The sequence below is a fragment of the Pseudoalteromonas sp. S4492 genome (assembly GCF_005886115.1).
GTDB lineage: Bacteria > Pseudomonadota > Gammaproteobacteria > Enterobacterales > Alteromonadaceae > Pseudoalteromonas > Pseudoalteromonas gelatinilytica.
On record NZ_PNCP01000051.1, the window covers coordinates 38,141 to 54,907 of the forward strand.

Below are 16,767 nucleotides of genomic sequence, written 5' to 3' on the forward strand. Positions count from 1 at the left end.
GTTAAAAGAAAGCTACATGCGTGTAGCATTTTGTACTTAGTGTTAACAAATAAATTACCTAAAAAACGAAAAAATCAATTTTAAGCTTATAAAACAAGCCATAACGCTAATCTAAATTTATCAGCCGCTATTAGAATGTGAACTTTTTATCGTTTTATTTAAGAGCTAATTAATCGACAAAGTTAACAAACATGCACATTCAGTTACATTTTCAAGCGCATTTTAGTCATATTAAAGTGCATGATTAAATGCATTTATTCAGTTTTAGCCAACAATTTTTTACAACACATATGCACTTTTAGCGATAAAGTAAGAAAACTAAATTGAGGTGAAAAACATGACTAGACTACTAATTTTACTCATCACCTTTGCAACTTTGTCAGCCTGCGGCAACATAGGTATAAGACTAAACAGCCCCTATAATTTGTTTACCTATGAATTTGAAAAACAGCGATTACAAGAATTTATAAGTGAACAACAGGTTATTGAAAGCGGCGCCTATTATTTAGGTGAGGTTGAAGGGCTTAGTTGTCTTGGTGAACGCTCAGTGCAATCTGGTGGCTACAACCCTACAGAGGTAAATAGTATCGCTATTGAGCAGCTAAAACTTGAAGTAGTAAATAGAGGCGGTAATGGCTACTGGGTAGAAAGCTGTAAAGACTTTACCAGTGACGACCAAAACTGCGATGTTGCCACGGTATGTAAAGGTAAGGCGTATAGTTACTGAGGCCAACTTCGTTTTATTTATTACAGAGCTGGCACTTTTAACAGCTACAGCTATAAACAAAAAACCGAGCATAGAGCTCGGTTTTTGGAAGTTTTATCACGATTATGCTTGTGGATAATCGCGGTATGCACGCTCAATGTTTTTAGCTTGCTTTTTAGACACACCAATATGCGCTAATGCTACACGTAAACGAGCACGTGATAAGTCAGAGCCTAAAATCTCCATCGCATCAAGTACTGATGTTGAAGATGTCTTACCAGTGATCGCCACAAAGATTGGCTCAAGGAAGTCTTTAATCTTCAATTCATGGAAAGTGGCCACTTCTTTTGCGATAGCAAAAATCGCTGGTTTTTCCCAACTGCGTAACCCTTCTAATTGCCAGATGAAGAACTGTAACGCTTGGCGCGTTGCATCTTCACCTGCTTTACCTGCTGTTAATAGCGCAGGATCATAGCTTGGGATACCACCTACAAAGTGACCCGCTAGGTCAACCATGTCAGAAAGCGTATTAATACGCGTTTTTGCTTCTGGCAATACTTTAGCGAATAGCTCAGTATTAAATTTCCAATCAACAAAACGTTGCATTAATTCTGCATCAGATAAGTTTTCACGGATCCACATACCGTTTAACCAGCTAAGCTTATCGATATCGAAAATAGGGCCGCCTAGCGACACACGTTTCATATCAAAGTGCTCAATCATCTCATCTAGTGTGAACTTTTCACGCTCATCTGGCATTGACCAACCCATACGGCCTAAATAGTTTAATAGCGCCTCTGGTAAGTAACCCATTTCTTTATAGTAGTTGATTGATGTTGGGTTTTTACGCTTCGATAACTTTGATTTATCTGGGTTACGAAGAAGCGGTAAGTGACCAAGTACCGGCGCTTCCCAACCGAAGTCTTCGTATAATTTTAATAGCTTAGGCGCTGAGTTGATCCACTCTTCACCACGGAAAATGTGGCTAATTTGCATGTGGTGATCATCAACTACGTTGGCAAGGAAGTAAGTTGGGAAACCATCCGCTTTAAGTAGCACTTGCATGTCTACGTTTTCCCATGGGATCTCAATGTCGCCACGTAGGTAGTCGTTAAACTTAAACGTGCCTTCGCTTGGGATCTTCATACGGATTACGTAAGGCTTACCCGCTTCAAGGTTTGCTTTAATTTCATCTTCAGAAAGATTTAAACCACGACCATCGTATTTAGGGCGCAGGCCTTCGGCCATTTGCTCTTCACGCATTTGGTCTAGTTCTTCGCTCGTAGCAAAGCAATAAAACGCTTTACCTTGTTCAACAAGTTGATGCGCAAATTTCTTATATAAATCGCTACGCTCAGACTGACGGTATGGACCAAACTCACCGCCTACATCTGGACCGTGATCCCAGTTTAAGCCTAACCATTTCAAGCTATCCATAATAGCTTGCTCTGATTCTGGCGTACTACGAACTTGGTCTGTATCTTCAATACGTAACACAAACTCACCGCCTTGCTGCTTAGCAAAACAGTAGTTAAATAATGCGATGTATGCAGTACCTAGGTGCGGGTCGCCTGTCGGTGACGGAGCAACACGGGTGCGAATTGTCATGGTTATATCTCTCAAAAGACAATTAAAAATTTGCCCAAATGCTAGCACAGCACGGGCTATAATCGAAGTGAAAAGCCGCTTTAAGCAGCTACTTTATCTAAATAAGCAATGATATCGTTTGATTCATACAACCAAGTTACTTGGCCGTTTTCTTCAATACGTAAACAAGGCACTTTTACTTTTCCGCCCTGCTCTAAAAGCTCTTGGCGAAATTGCTCGTTGCCTTTGGCATCACGAGTTTCAACTGAAAGACCTTGGCGTTTAATTGCACGACGTACTTTCACACAAAATGGACAAGCTTTAAATTGATATAGCTTAAATTGTGATGTCACTGAATCAAGCGCCGCTTGCTCTGCTGCTGGACGCTTCTTACTACGTGGCGTGAATACAAAATCAAAAAACAAAATGATGCGGCCTAACAACCAACGAACAAACTTCATCTTACCTTCTCAATAGGGCTCTAAAAAATAGTGGGCAATTTTAACACAGCAAAGCGCGCTGCAACACCTTAAAACAGCTCTATTGAATCATCTTGAGGTTGGCTTTGTTGAATATCTAACTCGGAATAGGCAGTCACGCGATTGCGGCCCATATTTTTAGAATGGTATAAGGCTTTATCGGCTTTTTGGACCAGACTGGCAACCATTTCAAATTCGTAGATTGGCATAAAACCGCTACTCACTGTTAAGTTACCGACTTGCGGGAAGGGGTATTCTGCTACGCAGCCACGAAAGCGATTAAGTGCATTACGAGCATCGAGCTCGTCACTGGCTTGAAATAACACAGCAAATTCTTCGCCGCCGTAGCGAAATACATAATCTTCGAAGCGAAAGTTATTTTTTAATAGCTGCGCCACTAACAAGATCACTTCATCGCCAATAACGTGACCATAGTTATCGTTTACACGTTTAAAGTGGTCTATATCGACCATCGCCAAGTACCAATGACGATGCTTTGAGTCAGGTTCAAGGTGTTCTATTGCAGCATCGGCTGCAATTTCAATCACTTTTTTATCAAAGGTTTGTCTGTTTAAAAGCTCAGTTAAAGGGTCTAGTTGCGACTTATAAAGTAACGACAGTTGATTCGCATAGATGTTCAGCATGTAGATGGCGAGCATACTACAGCGCTCTGAAAGCTCTTTTTCAGATTCAATAACCAGTACACCAACCACATTGCCCATGTAATAAATAGGCACATAAGTAGAAATAAAGCCGTAGTTGCGACTGATGCGAATTTTATTACGGCTTACTTTTTCGATGAGCTCATTGACTTCATGTTCACTGAGCTCTTCGATAACTGAATCTTTATTTAGCAGCCTGGCAGGCAGGCCAGGTTTAAAAAACTTATTGATGTAAATAGCGAAACGAGAAAATTCATCTAATTCGCTCACGGCATTAATAAGCGCCTGATCGAGCTCAGGCTCTTCTTCTTGTTGGGTGATTTCTACAACCCAGTCATGTCCGCAAGCGTTAACCGCCATTTAAAAGTCCCCAAAACCGCATATTACTTTAGTTTAGTTAACTTTATCAGAATTACTAAAAAACTATAACAAAATCATATCATCTCGGTGAATTACTTCACTGCTTGGTGCAAATGCAAGCAACTCAGTAATTTGCGACGAATGACAGCCCTTAATTTGATCAATTTCTTGGTGGTTAAAATTAACAAGACCTTTAGCAATACATTGTCCTTGGCTTGTCACCACTTCAATCACATCACCGCGCTCAAACTGCCCTCGCACACTTTTTACGCCTTTTGCCAAAAGGCTTGCGCCACGTTCTTTAAGCGCAAGGCTTGCGCCGTCATCAATCACTAATTGTCCTGTGCTTTTAGGCCCTGCAAGTAGCCACTTTTTACGGCCATCTTTTGGTGCAGTGAGTTTTAAAAAGCGCGTACCTGGAAGCTTATCAGCCATGCAATTTAAAATCACATTCTTGCCTGCGCCTTTGGCAATAATCACTTCAACACCAGCACGACGTGCAATATCGGCCGCTTGCAGTTTAGTTGCCATACCTCCGGTACCTAGGGTGGTGCCACTGCCACCAGCGAGCTCTCTGAGTTCATCATTAATATGTGACACTTCATTGATTAGTGTTGCATTGGCATCAGAGCGCGGATCGCCTGTAAATAAGCCTTCTTGATCAGTTAACAATAACAGCTTTTCAGCATTCGCTAATATTGCGACTAAAGCAGATAAGTTATCGTTATCGCCGACTTTAATTTCGGCGGTGGCTACAGCGTCGTTCTCGTTAATAATTGGCACCACATTGTGCGCTAGAAGTGCATTTAAGGTATCGCGGGCATTTAAGTAACGTTCACGGTCCTCGACATCGGCGCGGGTCAATAGCATTTGTCCAACATTCACACCATACAAAGCAAACAGACTCTGCCAAATATGAATAAGCTGTCCTTGGCCGATTGCGGCAAGCATTTGTTTTTCAATCAAAGAACGACCACAGGGGGTAATGAGTTGCTCGCGACCTGCAGCAACCGCGCCGCTTGATACTAAAACAACCTGATAACCCTGTTTTTTTAATTCACAACATTGGCGAACAAGTTCAACCATGTGTGCTTTATCTAATTTGTCGGTACCGCCTGTCAGCACGCTTGTGCCCAGCTTTACAACAACGACGTGTGGCCTTTGCATTTGATTCTTATATTCTGTAATTAAAATAGAGAATTTATATATACCAGCTAACAGTTTTTGAACAAGTTAAAAAAATTCATGCTAGGATCGCGCTCTCGTTTTTTTACTCAATAGCGACACCTATGCCAGCCAGTTTATGCTTAATTATCGCGACCTTTTTATGGGGAAGCTCCTACATTGCATTAAAGCATGCAATCAATGTTTATGATCCTGTGTTAGTCATTTTCTTAAGAATGCTAACCACATTATTGATTAGCTTATGTTTATGGCGCTATGTGATCCGCTTTGAGTTCAAACCAGGTGACTGGAAGTACTTAATTGGTATGTCACTGGCTGAGCCTTGTTTCTATTATTTATTTGAAGGGCATGCTCTTGAATACACTTCAGCATCGCAAGCTGGGGTAATTGTCTCTTGTTTACCAATTATCGTCGCTATTTTGGCGTTCTTAATATTAAAAGAGTACATCAGTAAAGCCATCGTCGTTGGCTTTACCTTGTGTATTGGTGGCAGTATTTTATTAACGCTATTATCACCAAGCACTGAGCAAGCCCCTAACCCACTGCTTGGTAACTTTTTAGAGTTGATGGCGATGGTTTGCGCGGCGTTTTATACCGTGAGCGTAAAACACTTAGTCGCCCGTTACTCACCGCTGACCTTAATAGCAATCCAAGGATTTAGCGGTAGCTTATTCTTTGCGCCTTTTTTATTTTTTATCGAACTACCCAGCGAAAATCAGCACGACTTAAGTGCCCTACTGAGCATTTTATATTTAGGCTCATGTGTCACTTTAGGCGGCTATGGCATGTACAATTACGCCATCAGTAAAGTGTCGGTGTTAACCGCTGCTGCTTACTCAAACCTCATTCCAATTTTTGCGTTAATTTTGTCAGCCATTCTACTTGGCGAAGTACTCACACTTTGGCAATGGGTGAGTATTGCGGTGGTATTCGCTGGTGTTATTGTTAGCCAACGTCATCAAGAGCTCAGAGTTGAAGTAGACGACGATAATTTATCAGCCGACACCAATAGCCTAAACTCTGTCCCTGAAGCTAACGAGTCAAAAGGGTAACAGGTTAATAAATAAAGGCCTGATTGTGCTAAAAAGCCCTGTTCGCTTTGATGAATAACATCAATGCTACGAACTTGATAGTGTTCAATCTGGCCACTTTGCAACTGCATACTGAACTGCTCACCCACTGCGACATGTTTTAGAAATGCAAAGTGGGTGTCATTATGGCCAGCTATTAAAACCCCTTTTGAGCTGCCAAGTTCACCGCTTGGCAAAAAATGCCCGGGGGCAAACGCAAGGTTTCGCCCCGATGCACCGGCAAGTACAGTCAACTCTTGCTGCTGGCTTGGCCAATTTATGTGTGCAGTGACATAACCATCGGCGTAAAACCAAGGCCTCACTTGCTCATTAGGACTTTGCAAAGCTTGCTGCCAAGCTGATTCAATCAATGCCTGTGCCAGCCAAGCTTTCGCCTGCATATAACCGCCATTAACAAACAATGCGATACCAAGTAAGGCGCTGCATAATGGCAGCGCTTTTTTTAGCGTCGCCATTGCCATAACCATGAGAATGTAAGCAGCAACAACCCAAGTAGCATAAACACCCGGCTTTGTCCGTCGGTTTGCGGTAGCGTCATGCCGTTAGGAAGTTTATTTCGTACTTGCATTGAACGCTCTGCAATTTCATTATCCGCATAGTTATCAACTGCAATAAAGGCCGTAAAAGGGCTAAGTAAATGATGCTGAAGTGCTAATGTCTCGACTTCTGCGCGTACCGCCTGTTTTTCGTTATAAAGCAGCAGCGATTTAATTTTTTGTCTGGCCCAGAGTCTAGCGATACCTTCGCCTTGTGCAGCATTGGCGGTTGCTAAATTAATGGTGAGTGGCCCTGTGTTTGTTTGCCCTTTTAACGTTAAGTGCTGACTGCCATCAAGCTTTACGGCAACCAAAACCGGCTCAGAAAAATACAAATCAGGTAATGGCGATGGCCAATATTCAAGTGCTGCTTTGTCGCCTTCAAGAGCAAGCTCTGTAACTGCAGGATGCGCCAGCTTATCAAAGAGCAGCTGCATTTTGGGCTGGACTTGGTTGGTACTACTAATAAAAGTGAATGTACCACGGCCAATATCGGCAGCTCTGGTCATAAAAAAGCTATTAGGCGCGCTACCAATACCGACGGTAAAGAGTCGGCTGTCACCCAAATCTGTTTGAATTTGTTTAAATAGCTGCGTTTCGTTACCCACACTGCCATCGGTTAAAAACACCACTTGGCGTACAAAGCCATCATGCTGTTTACCATCAAGTACCTGAGTCAGTGCTTTTGCTATTTCGGTGCCGCCATCAGCTTGTAAACCATAAATAAAACGCTCTGCACGGCGAATGTTAAAGTCATTGGCAATCATTGGCGTGTCACTTAACACTGACACTTCGTTATCAAAGCCGATGATGTTAAAACTGTCATTTTCATCCAATAACGAAAGGGCATAAAACAAGGCTTGTTTAGCCTGCTCCATAGATTGACCATGCATTGAGCCGGAGGTATCTACAACAAACACCATTTCGCGAGGCAGACGAGCTTGCGAGATAAAGTGGTCGCTTGGCGGTACTAACATCAGTAAACCATATTCTTGTCCGGCAACTGTTTCGGTAAAAAATGCAGCCTGAGAGTGGGCTTTATCAAGGGGTTTAAATGTCAGCTCAAAGTCTCTATCCATTGGAACATCACGATTAAGTGATAACTGGTACCGACCAAAACTTGGATTATCGATTTGCATGCCCGCTAAATTAGCGTTGATATCACTGAGTTCAAGGCCAATATCCATCGAAATAGCAAGGTTTAGGCTCGCATCAGACTCTTGGCTTTGTGCACGATGAAAAACAGGCTTTAGCCACGCTGATGCCACTTGCGCTGTGTTAGCTGTTGTGTCGTTCTGTTGTTCTGTGTCTTTTGTTTCTAGATCCGTTTTTTGCTGCAGTTCTGCCGTTAAAGGTTCGTAGCGCGGTGTAATAGTGGTTGGAAAACGCAGTGAAAACACACCATCGCGAAAACCGATTATCTCTTGGTATTGCAAAGTAATTTCAATCTCTTCCCCTGCTCCAAGGTTTGCCACATCAGTAGAGAAAATATTCGCACGTTGCTGACGAACTAAAGCGGCGCGTTTACCCTGTTTTTGAGCTTGCTCAAATTGCTGTTCAGCCTGCTGTTTAAGGGCAATGTTACCGGTGATAATGCGCTCACCAATTTGCATTTGCATGGCATGAACTGCACTTTCATCAGGTAACGGAAACACATAGCGTGCATTAACCGCAAACGGGTGCGGGTTTTGATAACGTTGTTTAACAACAACATGATTAATAAGCCCAGTGAGCGTCATAGTGACATCGTTTTTCACTAATAAGCCCGACGACACTTGGCTATTTGAATCATCATAAAAACGCAGTTCGGCACTGGCATTGGCTGCAAATGCAGGGTTAATTGCATAGCCTAATAAGAGGATAAAAAGGCTCCCAAAAAGGAGCCTTTTGGTACGGTTACTCAACATAATATGTCACTCCATCGACCGATGAATTAGTGGTTACTTTGTGCTGTACGTAAGCTGCTTTGTGACACGGGGCGTGTCGTTAAGGTTACGCGGCGGTCAAACACGTTGTCTTCGTAGTTATTTGAATCAGCAACACTTTGCTGCTCACCAAAGGCGGTTGCGGTTAAGCGCGTATGAGGCACACCTTGTTTAATTAAGTAGCTTTGCACTGCATTTACACGTTGTTTTGAAAGCATTAAATTAGCCAACTCATCACCACGCTGATCTGCAAAGCCATTTAAGTCGATAGCCAGATTTGGCTGGGCAATCAATAACTGCGCGACTTTGTCGAGTTGATTTGCAAAGTGTGGGGCAATTTCGCTAGAGCCGGTTTTAAACTGTACCGTCATCGCCAATAAGGTGTTCAATTGAGCTTGTAGCAACTGCTCTTTTTCGTCAGCTAATAATTCAAGCTGCTCACTTAGGGCTGCGTTATCGGCAATCACTTGTTGGTAATCTGCGGTTTGTTCTTTCATTACAACTAATGCGTGAGCTTGTTCATCAATGGTGTTGTCTGCCGCTTCTTTTTCGCCAATTAAGCCACCTGCAAACGCGCCAATAAATGCACCCACTGGGCCGCCGACTATGCCGCCAACAAGGGCACCTGCACCTAAGCCAATGGCTGTTTCTTTTGGTGTTTCTTGTTTAGTTTGACTCGCAGCGTCTGCAAAAGGGGCTACAGATACAGCAGACGTAATAACAGCGGCAATAATTAATTTTTTCATGGTTTAATCCTTTTTCTACTTAATTGCTTGGCAACATTGGTTGGTGTTGCGAACTTGGTATGGAGCTATTAAAACAAGTCGAAATGGCAATAAAGGGGATCAAAAAAGGCAAACTGCTGAGCAATTGTGGCAGAAAAATGGCAATCGCGTTTTTGCCAGTACGCAAGGCAAAAAATTAGGTATAGTTCGCTATAGAAAGAATTTAAGTAAGTATTAACAATGAAGAAAATAGCAATCGTTGAAGATGAAACAGCAATCCGCGAAAACTACACAGAAATGCTCAGCGCTCAGGGCTATCAGGTTGTAGGCTTTGCTGACAGAGCCAGTGCTGAAGTGGCATTTAGTCAATCTTTACCCGATTTAGCTATTGTTGATATTGGCCTTGGCCATGAAGTGGATGGTGGTTTTTTACTTTGCCAAACACTACGTAGTCTTTCTAAAACCTTACCGATTATATTTTTAACCGCCCGTGATAGCGAAATTGATACCGTATGTGGCCTGCGCATGGGAGCAGACGACTACTTAACCAAAGATATCAGTATGGCGCATCTTGCTGCTCGAATTGGTGCCTTGTTTAGACGCCTTGATGCCTTCGATCAACCTGCCGATCAAACCGCTCTTTTGCATCGCGGCCCGTTAAAGTTAGATACTCAGCGCATGCAGGTTTTTTGGCAAGAGCAACTGGTTGATTTAACTGTGACAGAATTTTGGATGGTACATTCACTTGCGCAGCGTCCAGGCCATGTAAAAAGCCGCAACGAATTAATGAGTGATGCGAAAATTTATGTTGATGACAGTACTATTACCTCACACGTAAAACGCATACGTAAAAAGTTTATTGCTTTAGATGATGCATTTGACTGCATTGATACCGTTTACGGTATGGGTTATCGCTGGGAGCAAGCTTAATGCTGCGTTTGGGGCTTAGAACTAAGTTTATTTTCTTATCCTGCTTTTTATTTTTATTGCCTTGGCTTGGCTATGAATATGTTTGGGAAATGGAAAAGTTCTTAAGGCAAGGACAAGAAAAAACCTTAGTGGGCACCACCCGCGCACTTGCAACGGCATTACATGAGCGCCCTGCTTTGTTTGACTCGCAAACCAACTTTTTAGATCAAGTTGTAAAAGGCCGAGATTTATATGCCTATAATCTAAATAACCCGATTCAACTTGATGGTAAATTGTCGGAGTGGCAGCCTTATCAAAGCTTATTTTGGCATTATGACAAACGCTACTTACAAGGGCTAAGCAATGAGCATCAAGAAAGTGATCTAAGTTTTGATCACATGGTAGGCAAGTACGAGAACTACCTTTATGCGGCATTTAAAGTCACTGATAGCTCACTGGTGTATCGAGCTAAAAATGTGCTCAGCTTTACCCGTAATGATCACTTACAGATCATGTTAAAAACACCTGAAGGTGAGTTTAAAAGTTATGTGGTGGCCGCCCGCCAAGATGGTTGGGTTAATGCCTTTGATGCTTCGACACAAGAGCCTATCACTAAAATCCAAGGCTATTTTAAAAGCACCGACACGGGTTACAACATAGAACTGCGTTTTCCGCTTTCGATGCTAGGTAATAAGCTTGGTTTTGCTATTGAAGATTGGGATGAAGACAAGGTTGAGCCTCAGCTTATGTCGACCTCAAACCTACAAAACCCTAATGATATCGGCTCTGTTTTAGTACCTTCGCCAGAAATTAACCGTATTTTGAAAGGTATGGGCCACAGTGGCAGTCGAATTTGGGTCGTCGATAACCATCATCGCGTACTTGCACAATCAGGCTCAATTCATCATGCCGATGGCGTTTGGGCAGACGGCCTAAAAGAGGAGCCCGCAACAACCTGGTGGCAACGCTTTGAGCAAGATTACTTACACCCACTTTACTATAAAATTTTAACTCGCCCAGAAAATGAGTTTATTGATACCTTACATGATGTCGCAGCGATGCAAGGTACTCACATAGCCAGTGCTTTAAATGGGAAACCTGCATCATCATGGCGCTTAACTCCAGATAACAAAGCCGTTATTTTATCGGCGGCCTACCCTATTTGGATCCAAGACAAAGTCATTGGTGCAGTAATCGCAGAAGAAACCACCAATGGCGTGCGCACCCTGCGTAATAAATCGTTAGAGAAGCTCTTTAATGTCATTTTAGCGGTGATGCTTGTTGGTACTGTAACGCTATTCTTTTTTGCTTCAAGAATTTCCAGCCGTATTCGCCGCTTACGTGACAATGCCGAGCAAGCCATTGATGCCCAAGGGCGGATCACCGGCAAAATTACTTATGCCGATTCGAATGACGAAATTGGCGACCTTTCTCGCAGCTTTGCCAACATTGTTAGCCGTTTAAGTGGTTATACTGATTACTTAGAAAATATGTCATCACGACTCTCCCATGAGCTGCGTACGCCCGTGGCTGTTGTGCGCTCATCGCTTGAAAATTTACAAATGCAGCCGCAATCTGAACTGAGTCAAAAATACCTCGACCGTGCCAGTGAAGGGGTTGAGCGGTTAGGTAAAATTATTACCACCATGAGTGAAGCAACGCGCCTTGAACAAAGTATTCAAAGTGCCGAGGCAGAAGAGTTTGACCTAACCAAGGTGATCACCGGCTGCATGCAGGGCTATCAAATAACCTATGGTGAAAGCCTATTTACCTTGTCACTTTGTAAAGAGCCGTTAAATGTTAGTGGCGCACCAGAATTTATTGCCCAATTACTCGATAAGCTCATCAACAACGCACTTGAGTTTAAAACCCCGCAAAGCACAATTTCAGTCAGCTTAACCAAGCAAGAGCACCATGCATTATTAACAATTAGCAACCAAGGGCCTCTGCTCCCTGACGGTTTAGTTGAACACATTTTCGACTCAATGGTCTCGGTGAGAAGTCAGCAACATCAGCAGCAGCCACACTTGGGTTTAGGTCTTTATATTGTAAGGCTTATTTGCGATTACCATCACGGTAAAGTATTGGCAGAAAATTTAGATGATGGCACAGGTGTTGTGTTTACTGTGGAGTTGCCTATTAAATAAGCATATTTGCGTTACATATGATTACAGTTTAATGACTGAGTATTCACCGATAATTCAGATTACAGGACGTAATATTTGTAATACAAAAGGCAAATTATTCTTTGGAGGGCATCATGCGATCTGGATTACAACGTGAAGAGATTGAGTTCATTATGGGGCTATTTAGCTATAATGAAGCAACCGATAAACCAGCGGCTCCAAAAAAGCAGCCTGTAAAAGCTGACACAAAAAAAGTTGATACAGCGCAATATAAAGCAAACTATAAAGCAACTTATTTGACCTAGCTAAGGGTAGCTCATTACAATGGCGCACCTTTGGAATATAACGCCTTGTAATGAAAAAACACTCACCTAAAAAAGAACTGATTTTACTGCCCGTTTTGTTCGTGGCTATTTTACTTTGTGTTGCAGGTCACTTCCTACTTCAGCCTAACTATCAAGACAGCCATACCGTTGAGTATTTACTCGCTGCACTGCCATTTGCTTTGTTTGGATTGGTGATTATCGCCTTTAAAGTTGCCAGTAAAAACGATAACCAAGATTAGATCAAAGAACGTAATAGCCAAACCAATCGGGCTTCATTGCTTGAGCTTGCCCGCTTGGCGTTAATTTTATTGATAAGTTGCTATCTAACAAATCAATCGCAAAACAATCGTCTACATCGTGTAAGTCATCTTTATGAAGATGAGTCATTCCCGCCAATAAAGACTCTTTAGCGCGTTGCTTTGCTTCTTCACTGCTACGCGCAACGTACAATGCAAAATCATGTTGCTCCGCAAGACTATCAGCTCGGTAAGCACCTAAATTTACAAAATACAGTTTTTCAGCTTGGTGATGCGCAGTATCAACCACTTCGACCTGATAGCCATCGATGTGCTGAATTTGCATGTAACTATCCATGTGCACATTGCTTTTATCACCCACCCACTGTGCTTTTAATTTTGAATAGGTTTGTTCAATGTTATCACCTACGACAAATCGAACGTCGTGCATTTCAATGTGGCAACCTTGAATACGACCGCCCAGATAGACTAAAAAAAGCGCCATGTTTTTCCTTATATTAAGCTTTCAACATTAATGTTGTGCTTTTTAATTAATTTATAAAAATCTGAGCGATTACGTTTCGCAAGCTTTGCGGCTTCGGCAACATTACCCGCTGACATTTTCAGCGTATTAATTAAATAATCTCGCTCAAATTCTTTTTTTGCATCATTTAACGAAAGTGGCTCAGCAATATTAACATTACTGTTTAAGGCACTCTCTACTAACTGAGCTGCAATCACTTTACCAGGTGTAAGGGCTACTACCTGCTCTATCACATTTTGTAATTGACGGATATTACCCGGCCAGTCATAGCGAACCAAAGCATGCATTGCATCATTGGCAAACTGCTTTTGATCTTGCCCCATACGTTTAGCAATTAGACCTGCAAAATGCTGTGCTAGCAAACTGATATCTTCTCGGCGTTCACAAAGCGGAGGCAATTTTAAGTTCACCACGTTTAATCGGTAATATAAATCTTCACGGAACTGCTGATTATTGATTGCCTCAGGAAGATTCTTATGAGTCGCCGACACCACCCGCACATCAATTGGGATCTCTTCTTGAAAGCCTACAGGACGAATGGTTTTCTCTTGTAAAACCCTTAGCAGTTTTACTTGTAAATTTAGCGGCATATCACCAATTTCGTCTAGAAAAAGGGTACCACCTTGTGCTTGTTGAAACAAACCTTGATGGTCTTTGACTGCACCTGTAAACGCACCTTTTTTATGTCCAAATAATTCAGACTCTAAAAGCTCTCCCGGCACAGCGCCGCAGTTAATTGCCACAAATGGCCCATCACTAACATGGCTGTGTTGATGTATCGCTTGTGCAAGGAGTTCTTTACCTGTTCCACTAGCACCGGAGATCAATACATTCACTTGCGTTGGACCAAGCAATTTAACTTGCTCAAGTAGATGCAACATCGCCCCGCTACGGGTGACAATATTTGTTTGTGTGGGTGTTTCATCACCATGTACACCATGGATCTCGATAGCTTTAGCAAGGCTGTCGAACAGCTCATCTTTATCAACCGGTTTGGTAATAAATGCAAATATACCTTGCTTCGTCGCTTCCACTGCATCAGGTATCGAACCATGTGCTGTCATCATAATCACCGGCATTGAAGGATAACGACTTTGTAACTGACGATGTAGAGCCATACCGTCCATTTCATCCATTCTTAAGTCGGTGATCACCGCATCATAGGTTTGGTTTTTTAGCGTTTGTAATGCCTCAATGCCACTTTCAACTGTACTAACCAAATAGCCTTTAGACTCAATTCTAATCGCTAGTAACTTTAATAAACTCGCATCGTCATCTACTAATAAAACCCGTGGTTTTGTTACTTCATTCATGATTACTGCTCCTTGGTTTCTTCACGTAGCAGAAGTTGTTGTTCGATAGTCGCAAGCGACGATAAGGTTTTTTCCATTTCATCACTCAGTGCTTGCTTAGCTTGTTTTGCCGCTAAATTCTGTTGTAAATATTGTTTTTGTAACCATAGATACTGCTTAATATCATCTGGCCAATAAAAAGCATGGTCACTTTTTTCAAGCTGATTAAGGGCTTTTTCTGGCTCTGAAGCACCGAGTAAACAAATTGACTCAAACAGACGCTTTAGCTCATTTTCGCCAACATAATTTGCTTTATCAGAAGACGCTTTAAAGCCACCACACTTGGCTGCATGCCAAGCAATGACTGTACTTGCAGGCGGGTATAACGGCTCACTTTTCGGCCGAGGCTTGGGATTAGGTTGCCCTTGAGGTTTCACATCTGTTGTCGGCTCTACTTGCTCTGGCTCAACATGCTTTTGCGTGATCGTGCACCCTGTTATAAAAAGTGTGCCTATAACAAGCATAAAACTGGCTTTATTCGCTAAGCCCATATCAGTTAACTCCTTGGGTTAATTGAATTGGTAAAATGGCTGTAAATACACACCCTTGTGGCTCATTATCTGTAATAGAGAGCTTACCGTTTAATTGTTCAACGGTTTCTTTAACTATGGTTAAACCAAGCCCGCTGCCCATTTCAGTATGTTGTTTTGCATTTTTTCCTTGGTAAAAAGCCCCAAATACAGCGGCTTTTTCAGTATCCTCTATCCCTACTCCTAAGTCGCTGACACTCAAAATTAACTGTCCCTGTTTTAAGCTTGCTTTTATTGTCACTGACTCATGTTCCGGCGAAAACTTTAACGCATTTGAAGTCAGCTGAATGAGCACCATTTCAAGTAGCTCAATTGAGATAAACAAGGCTTTATTTGGTAACTCATTCACCCACACAATGGATAAGTCACGCGCTGATAATCGGTGCTCAAAATGACGCTCAATTTTATTCATCATCAAGTTAAAGTTAAGCTCGCTTAGGCTTTGCTTACTCGTGCGAATAGCGTTGTAACTCAATAAGCTTTCAATCATGGCTCTGAGTCGCACCATACTTTGCGTTATTAGCCCAAGGACAGCTTGTTGCTCACTATTGATTGGGCCAACAATTTCATCTGCGAGTAAGTCTGTGCCTTCAACCATCGAAGCTAGGGGGGTTTTTAATTCATGTGTCACATGGCGTAAAAATGTATCTTTTTGCTGCTCAAGCATATGTAGCTGTGCTTGAACCCACTCTAGTTTGTTACCTAATTCAACTAACTCTGAGGAGCCTCGAACTTGAATTTTTTGCTGCCAATGGCCTTGTCCAAGTTTATCAATAACATGTGTGAGTTCCCTGAGCCGTCCGCTGATCCGCCAAAGAAACCCGCCCCCGACCAATAACGTGAGTGGAATTAACGCAACTAACCAATTAATAAATGAAGCTTGAAGTGCTTTTAATTGCTGCTGATTTTTTGTGATGCGTAATTCATTTTGCTCTTTGAGCCAATTTGTTTGCTCACTGATAAGCTTACTAGCGGGTGCAAACAGCTCACCATCTTGCTTTTGTTCTATTAATAAATGTTGATGCGCAAACTGTAATACCTCAGCCAATTGCCGCCACTGCGAGACATAATCAGCGGTTGGGCTTAAGAAAATGAGCTCATCGACACTTTGCAGTGACGATTGCCACTTGTTGGCAATTAAGCTATCGAGGGATTCACTTTTAAGCACCCAGTTTTGTCGAGTTGCTCGTTCAAGGCTATTTAAGTCTTGTTTGAGGTTATTGAATGCTTTGGTAATTTCGTAATTGTCACCGACGATTTCTTGAGTCACTGCAAGCTGCTTATTGAGCGCATTTAAAAATAAAATCACCACCAAGGATAACGGCAGCAAAGACAGCAAAATGCTACAGACGAACTGGCCAATAAGACTAGGTCGCCAATTTAGTAACTGTTTTATTTTTATCGCTACTTTATTTTGCATATTCACTCTCAACATAATTGCAGATGCTGATTATTAGTGAACAAACTTAGACACTCGCTGAATCCGAC

17 protein-coding genes are annotated in these 16,767 nt (G+C 42.2%); 6 read left to right on the plus strand and 11 right to left on the minus strand.

The genetic code is table 11. The features are described from left to right. The first annotated feature begins 337 nt into the window (after positions 1-337). A complete protein-coding gene (locus tag CWC28_RS17140) occupies positions 338-727 on the plus strand; it encodes a hypothetical protein (RefSeq protein WP_063703320.1) in 390 nt (129 codons plus the stop codon). A gap of 102 nt (positions 728-829) precedes the next feature. Here CWC28_RS17140 and gltX read toward each other — a convergent pair whose 3' ends face one another. The 4 genes from gltX to proB all read right to left on the minus strand — a co-directional run bounded on the left by gltX (position 830) and on the right by proB (position 4,961). Beyond that, a complete protein-coding gene (gene gltX / locus CWC28_RS17145; RefSeq protein WP_063703318.1) occupies positions 830-2,314 on the minus strand; it encodes a glutamate--tRNA ligase in 1,485 nt (494 codons plus the stop codon). Between the two features lie 80 nt (positions 2,315-2,394). Continuing rightward, complete coding sequence (locus tag CWC28_RS17150) at positions 2,395-2,754, minus strand: glutathione S-transferase N-terminal domain-containing protein (protein WP_054560852.1); 360 nt, start codon at positions 2,752-2,754, stop codon at positions 2,395-2,397. Between the two features lie 68 nt (positions 2,755-2,822). After that, entirely contained in the window at positions 2,823-3,794 is a 972-nt protein-coding gene (locus CWC28_RS17155) for a GGDEF domain-containing protein (RefSeq protein ID WP_063703315.1), read from the minus strand. Positions 3,795-3,857: 63 nt separating this feature from the next. Continuing rightward, positions 3,858-4,961, minus strand: coding sequence for a glutamate 5-kinase (gene proB / locus CWC28_RS17160; protein ID WP_063703313.1), 1,104 nt, complete (start codon positions 4,959-4,961; stop codon positions 3,858-3,860). Between the two features lie 122 nt (positions 4,962-5,083). Here proB and CWC28_RS17165 point away from each other — a divergent pair, with 122 nt between their 5' ends. Further along, positions 5,084-6,031 (plus strand): DMT family transporter, encoded by a 948-nt coding sequence (locus CWC28_RS17165; RefSeq protein ID WP_063703311.1) that lies wholly within the window; start codon positions 5,084-5,086, stop codon positions 6,029-6,031. On the opposite strand, the gene CWC28_RS17170 is transcribed toward CWC28_RS17165, so the two are convergent. Genes CWC28_RS17170 through pdsO form a run of 3 tightly spaced genes read right to left on the minus strand, consistent with a single transcriptional unit; the run spans position 5,938 to position 9,277 of the window. Continuing rightward, the gene (locus CWC28_RS17170) at positions 5,938-6,525 is read right to left on the minus strand and encodes a class GN sortase (protein WP_063703309.1); all 588 of its coding nucleotides are present in this window, start codon (positions 6,523-6,525) and stop codon (positions 5,938-5,940) included. The genes CWC28_RS17165 and CWC28_RS17170 overlap by 94 nt on opposite strands. Continuing rightward, positions 6,513-8,513: a marine proteobacterial sortase target protein gene (locus tag CWC28_RS17175; protein WP_063703307.1), complete on the minus strand. Its 2,001-nt coding sequence runs from the start codon at positions 8,511-8,513 to the stop codon at positions 6,513-6,515. The genes CWC28_RS17170 and CWC28_RS17175 overlap by 13 nt, the downstream gene beginning before the upstream one ends. Before the next feature lie 26 nt (positions 8,514-8,539). Continuing rightward, a complete protein-coding gene (gene pdsO / locus CWC28_RS17180) occupies positions 8,540-9,277 on the minus strand; it encodes a sortase-associated OmpA-like protein PdsO (protein ID WP_063703305.1) in 738 nt (245 codons plus the stop codon). Between the two features lie 219 nt (positions 9,278-9,496). Here pdsO and pdsR point away from each other — a divergent pair, with 219 nt between their 5' ends. The 4 genes from pdsR to CWC28_RS17195 all read left to right on the plus strand — a co-directional run bounded on the left by pdsR (position 9,497) and on the right by CWC28_RS17195 (position 12,856). Next, positions 9,497-10,186 carry a proteobacterial dedicated sortase system response regulator gene (gene pdsR, locus CWC28_RS17185; RefSeq protein WP_063703303.1) on the plus strand — a complete coding sequence of 230 codons (690 nt, stop codon included), beginning with the start codon at positions 9,497-9,499 and terminating at the stop codon, positions 10,184-10,186. Then, the gene (gene pdsS / locus CWC28_RS17190; RefSeq protein ID WP_063703301.1) at positions 10,186-12,312 is read left to right on the plus strand and encodes a proteobacterial dedicated sortase system histidine kinase; all 2,127 of its coding nucleotides are present in this window, start codon (positions 10,186-10,188) and stop codon (positions 12,310-12,312) included. Before pdsR ends, pdsS begins: the two co-directional genes overlap by 1 nt. A 113-nt stretch (positions 12,313-12,425) precedes the next feature. After that, entirely contained in the window at positions 12,426-12,596 is a 171-nt protein-coding gene (locus CWC28_RS21950; RefSeq protein WP_156426462.1) for a hypothetical protein, read from the plus strand. A 50-nt stretch (positions 12,597-12,646) separates the two neighbouring features. Then, on the plus strand, positions 12,647-12,856 hold the full coding sequence (locus CWC28_RS17195; RefSeq protein ID WP_054560860.1) for a hypothetical protein: 210 nt from the start codon (positions 12,647-12,649) through the stop codon (positions 12,854-12,856). Between the two features lies 1 nt (position 12,857). Here the strand turns inward: CWC28_RS17195 and CWC28_RS17200 are convergent, their stop codons facing one another. Genes CWC28_RS17200 through CWC28_RS17215 form a run of 4 tightly spaced genes read right to left on the minus strand, consistent with a single transcriptional unit; the run spans position 12,858 to position 16,699 of the window. Further along, a complete protein-coding gene (locus CWC28_RS17200) occupies positions 12,858-13,358 on the minus strand; it encodes a DUF1543 domain-containing protein (protein ID WP_054560861.1) in 501 nt (166 codons plus the stop codon). A gap of 8 nt (positions 13,359-13,366) precedes the next feature. Beyond that, complete coding sequence (locus CWC28_RS17205; protein WP_063703299.1) at positions 13,367-14,710, minus strand: sigma 54-interacting transcriptional regulator; 1,344 nt, start codon at positions 14,708-14,710, stop codon at positions 13,367-13,369. A gap of 2 nt (positions 14,711-14,712) precedes the next feature. Beyond that, positions 14,713-15,240 (minus strand): hypothetical protein, encoded by a 528-nt coding sequence (locus tag CWC28_RS17210; protein WP_063703297.1) that lies wholly within the window; start codon positions 15,238-15,240, stop codon positions 14,713-14,715. Position 15,241: 1 nt separating this feature from the next. Then, complete coding sequence (locus CWC28_RS17215; protein WP_063703295.1) at positions 15,242-16,699, minus strand: HAMP domain-containing sensor histidine kinase; 1,458 nt, start codon at positions 16,697-16,699, stop codon at positions 15,242-15,244. Between the last annotated feature and the right edge of the window lie 68 nt (positions 16,700-16,767).

What these genes read in the sequence shown, in the direction of transcription:
- gltX (WP_063703318.1), bottom strand. Translation starts at nt 2,314, where the DNA reads ATGACAATTCGCACCCGTGTTGCTCCGTCACCGACAGGCGACCCGCAC.
- CWC28_RS17140 (WP_063703320.1), top strand. Translation starts at nt 338, where the DNA reads ATGACTAGACTACTAATTTTACTCATCACCTTTGCAACTTTGTCAGCC.
- CWC28_RS17200 (WP_054560861.1), bottom strand. Translation starts at nt 13,358, where the DNA reads ATGGCGCTTTTTTTAGTCTATCTGGGCGGTCGTATTCAAGGTTGCCAC.
- pdsO (WP_063703305.1), bottom strand. Translation starts at nt 9,277, where the DNA reads ATGAAAAAATTAATTATTGCCGCTGTTATTACGTCTGCTGTATCTGTA.
- CWC28_RS17155 (WP_063703315.1), bottom strand. Translation starts at nt 3,794, where the DNA reads ATGGCGGTTAACGCTTGCGGACATGACTGGGTTGTAGAAATCACCCAA.
- CWC28_RS17215 (WP_063703295.1), bottom strand. Translation starts at nt 16,699, where the DNA reads ATGCAAAATAAAGTAGCGATAAAAATAAAACAGTTACTAAATTGGCGA.
- pdsR (WP_063703303.1), top strand. Translation starts at nt 9,497, where the DNA reads ATGAAGAAAATAGCAATCGTTGAAGATGAAACAGCAATCCGCGAAAAC.
- CWC28_RS17165 (WP_063703311.1), top strand. Translation starts at nt 5,084, where the DNA reads ATGCCAGCCAGTTTATGCTTAATTATCGCGACCTTTTTATGGGGAAGC.
- CWC28_RS21950 (WP_156426462.1), top strand. Translation starts at nt 12,426, where the DNA reads ATGCGATCTGGATTACAACGTGAAGAGATTGAGTTCATTATGGGGCTA.
- CWC28_RS17195 (WP_054560860.1), top strand. Translation starts at nt 12,647, where the DNA reads ATGAAAAAACACTCACCTAAAAAAGAACTGATTTTACTGCCCGTTTTG.
- CWC28_RS17170 (WP_063703309.1), bottom strand. Translation starts at nt 6,525, where the DNA reads ATGGCGACGCTAAAAAAAGCGCTGCCATTATGCAGCGCCTTACTTGGT.
- pdsS (WP_063703301.1), top strand. Translation starts at nt 10,186, where the DNA reads ATGCTGCGTTTGGGGCTTAGAACTAAGTTTATTTTCTTATCCTGCTTT.
- CWC28_RS17150 (WP_054560852.1), bottom strand. Translation starts at nt 2,754, where the DNA reads ATGAAGTTTGTTCGTTGGTTGTTAGGCCGCATCATTTTGTTTTTTGAT.
- CWC28_RS17205 (WP_063703299.1), bottom strand. Translation starts at nt 14,710, where the DNA reads ATGAATGAAGTAACAAAACCACGGGTTTTATTAGTAGATGACGATGCG.
- CWC28_RS17175 (WP_063703307.1), bottom strand. Translation starts at nt 8,513, where the DNA reads ATGTTGAGTAACCGTACCAAAAGGCTCCTTTTTGGGAGCCTTTTTATC.
- CWC28_RS17210 (WP_063703297.1), bottom strand. Translation starts at nt 15,240, where the DNA reads ATGGGCTTAGCGAATAAAGCCAGTTTTATGCTTGTTATAGGCACACTT.
- proB (WP_063703313.1), bottom strand. Translation starts at nt 4,961, where the DNA reads ATGCAAAGGCCACACGTCGTTGTTGTAAAGCTGGGCACAAGCGTGCTG.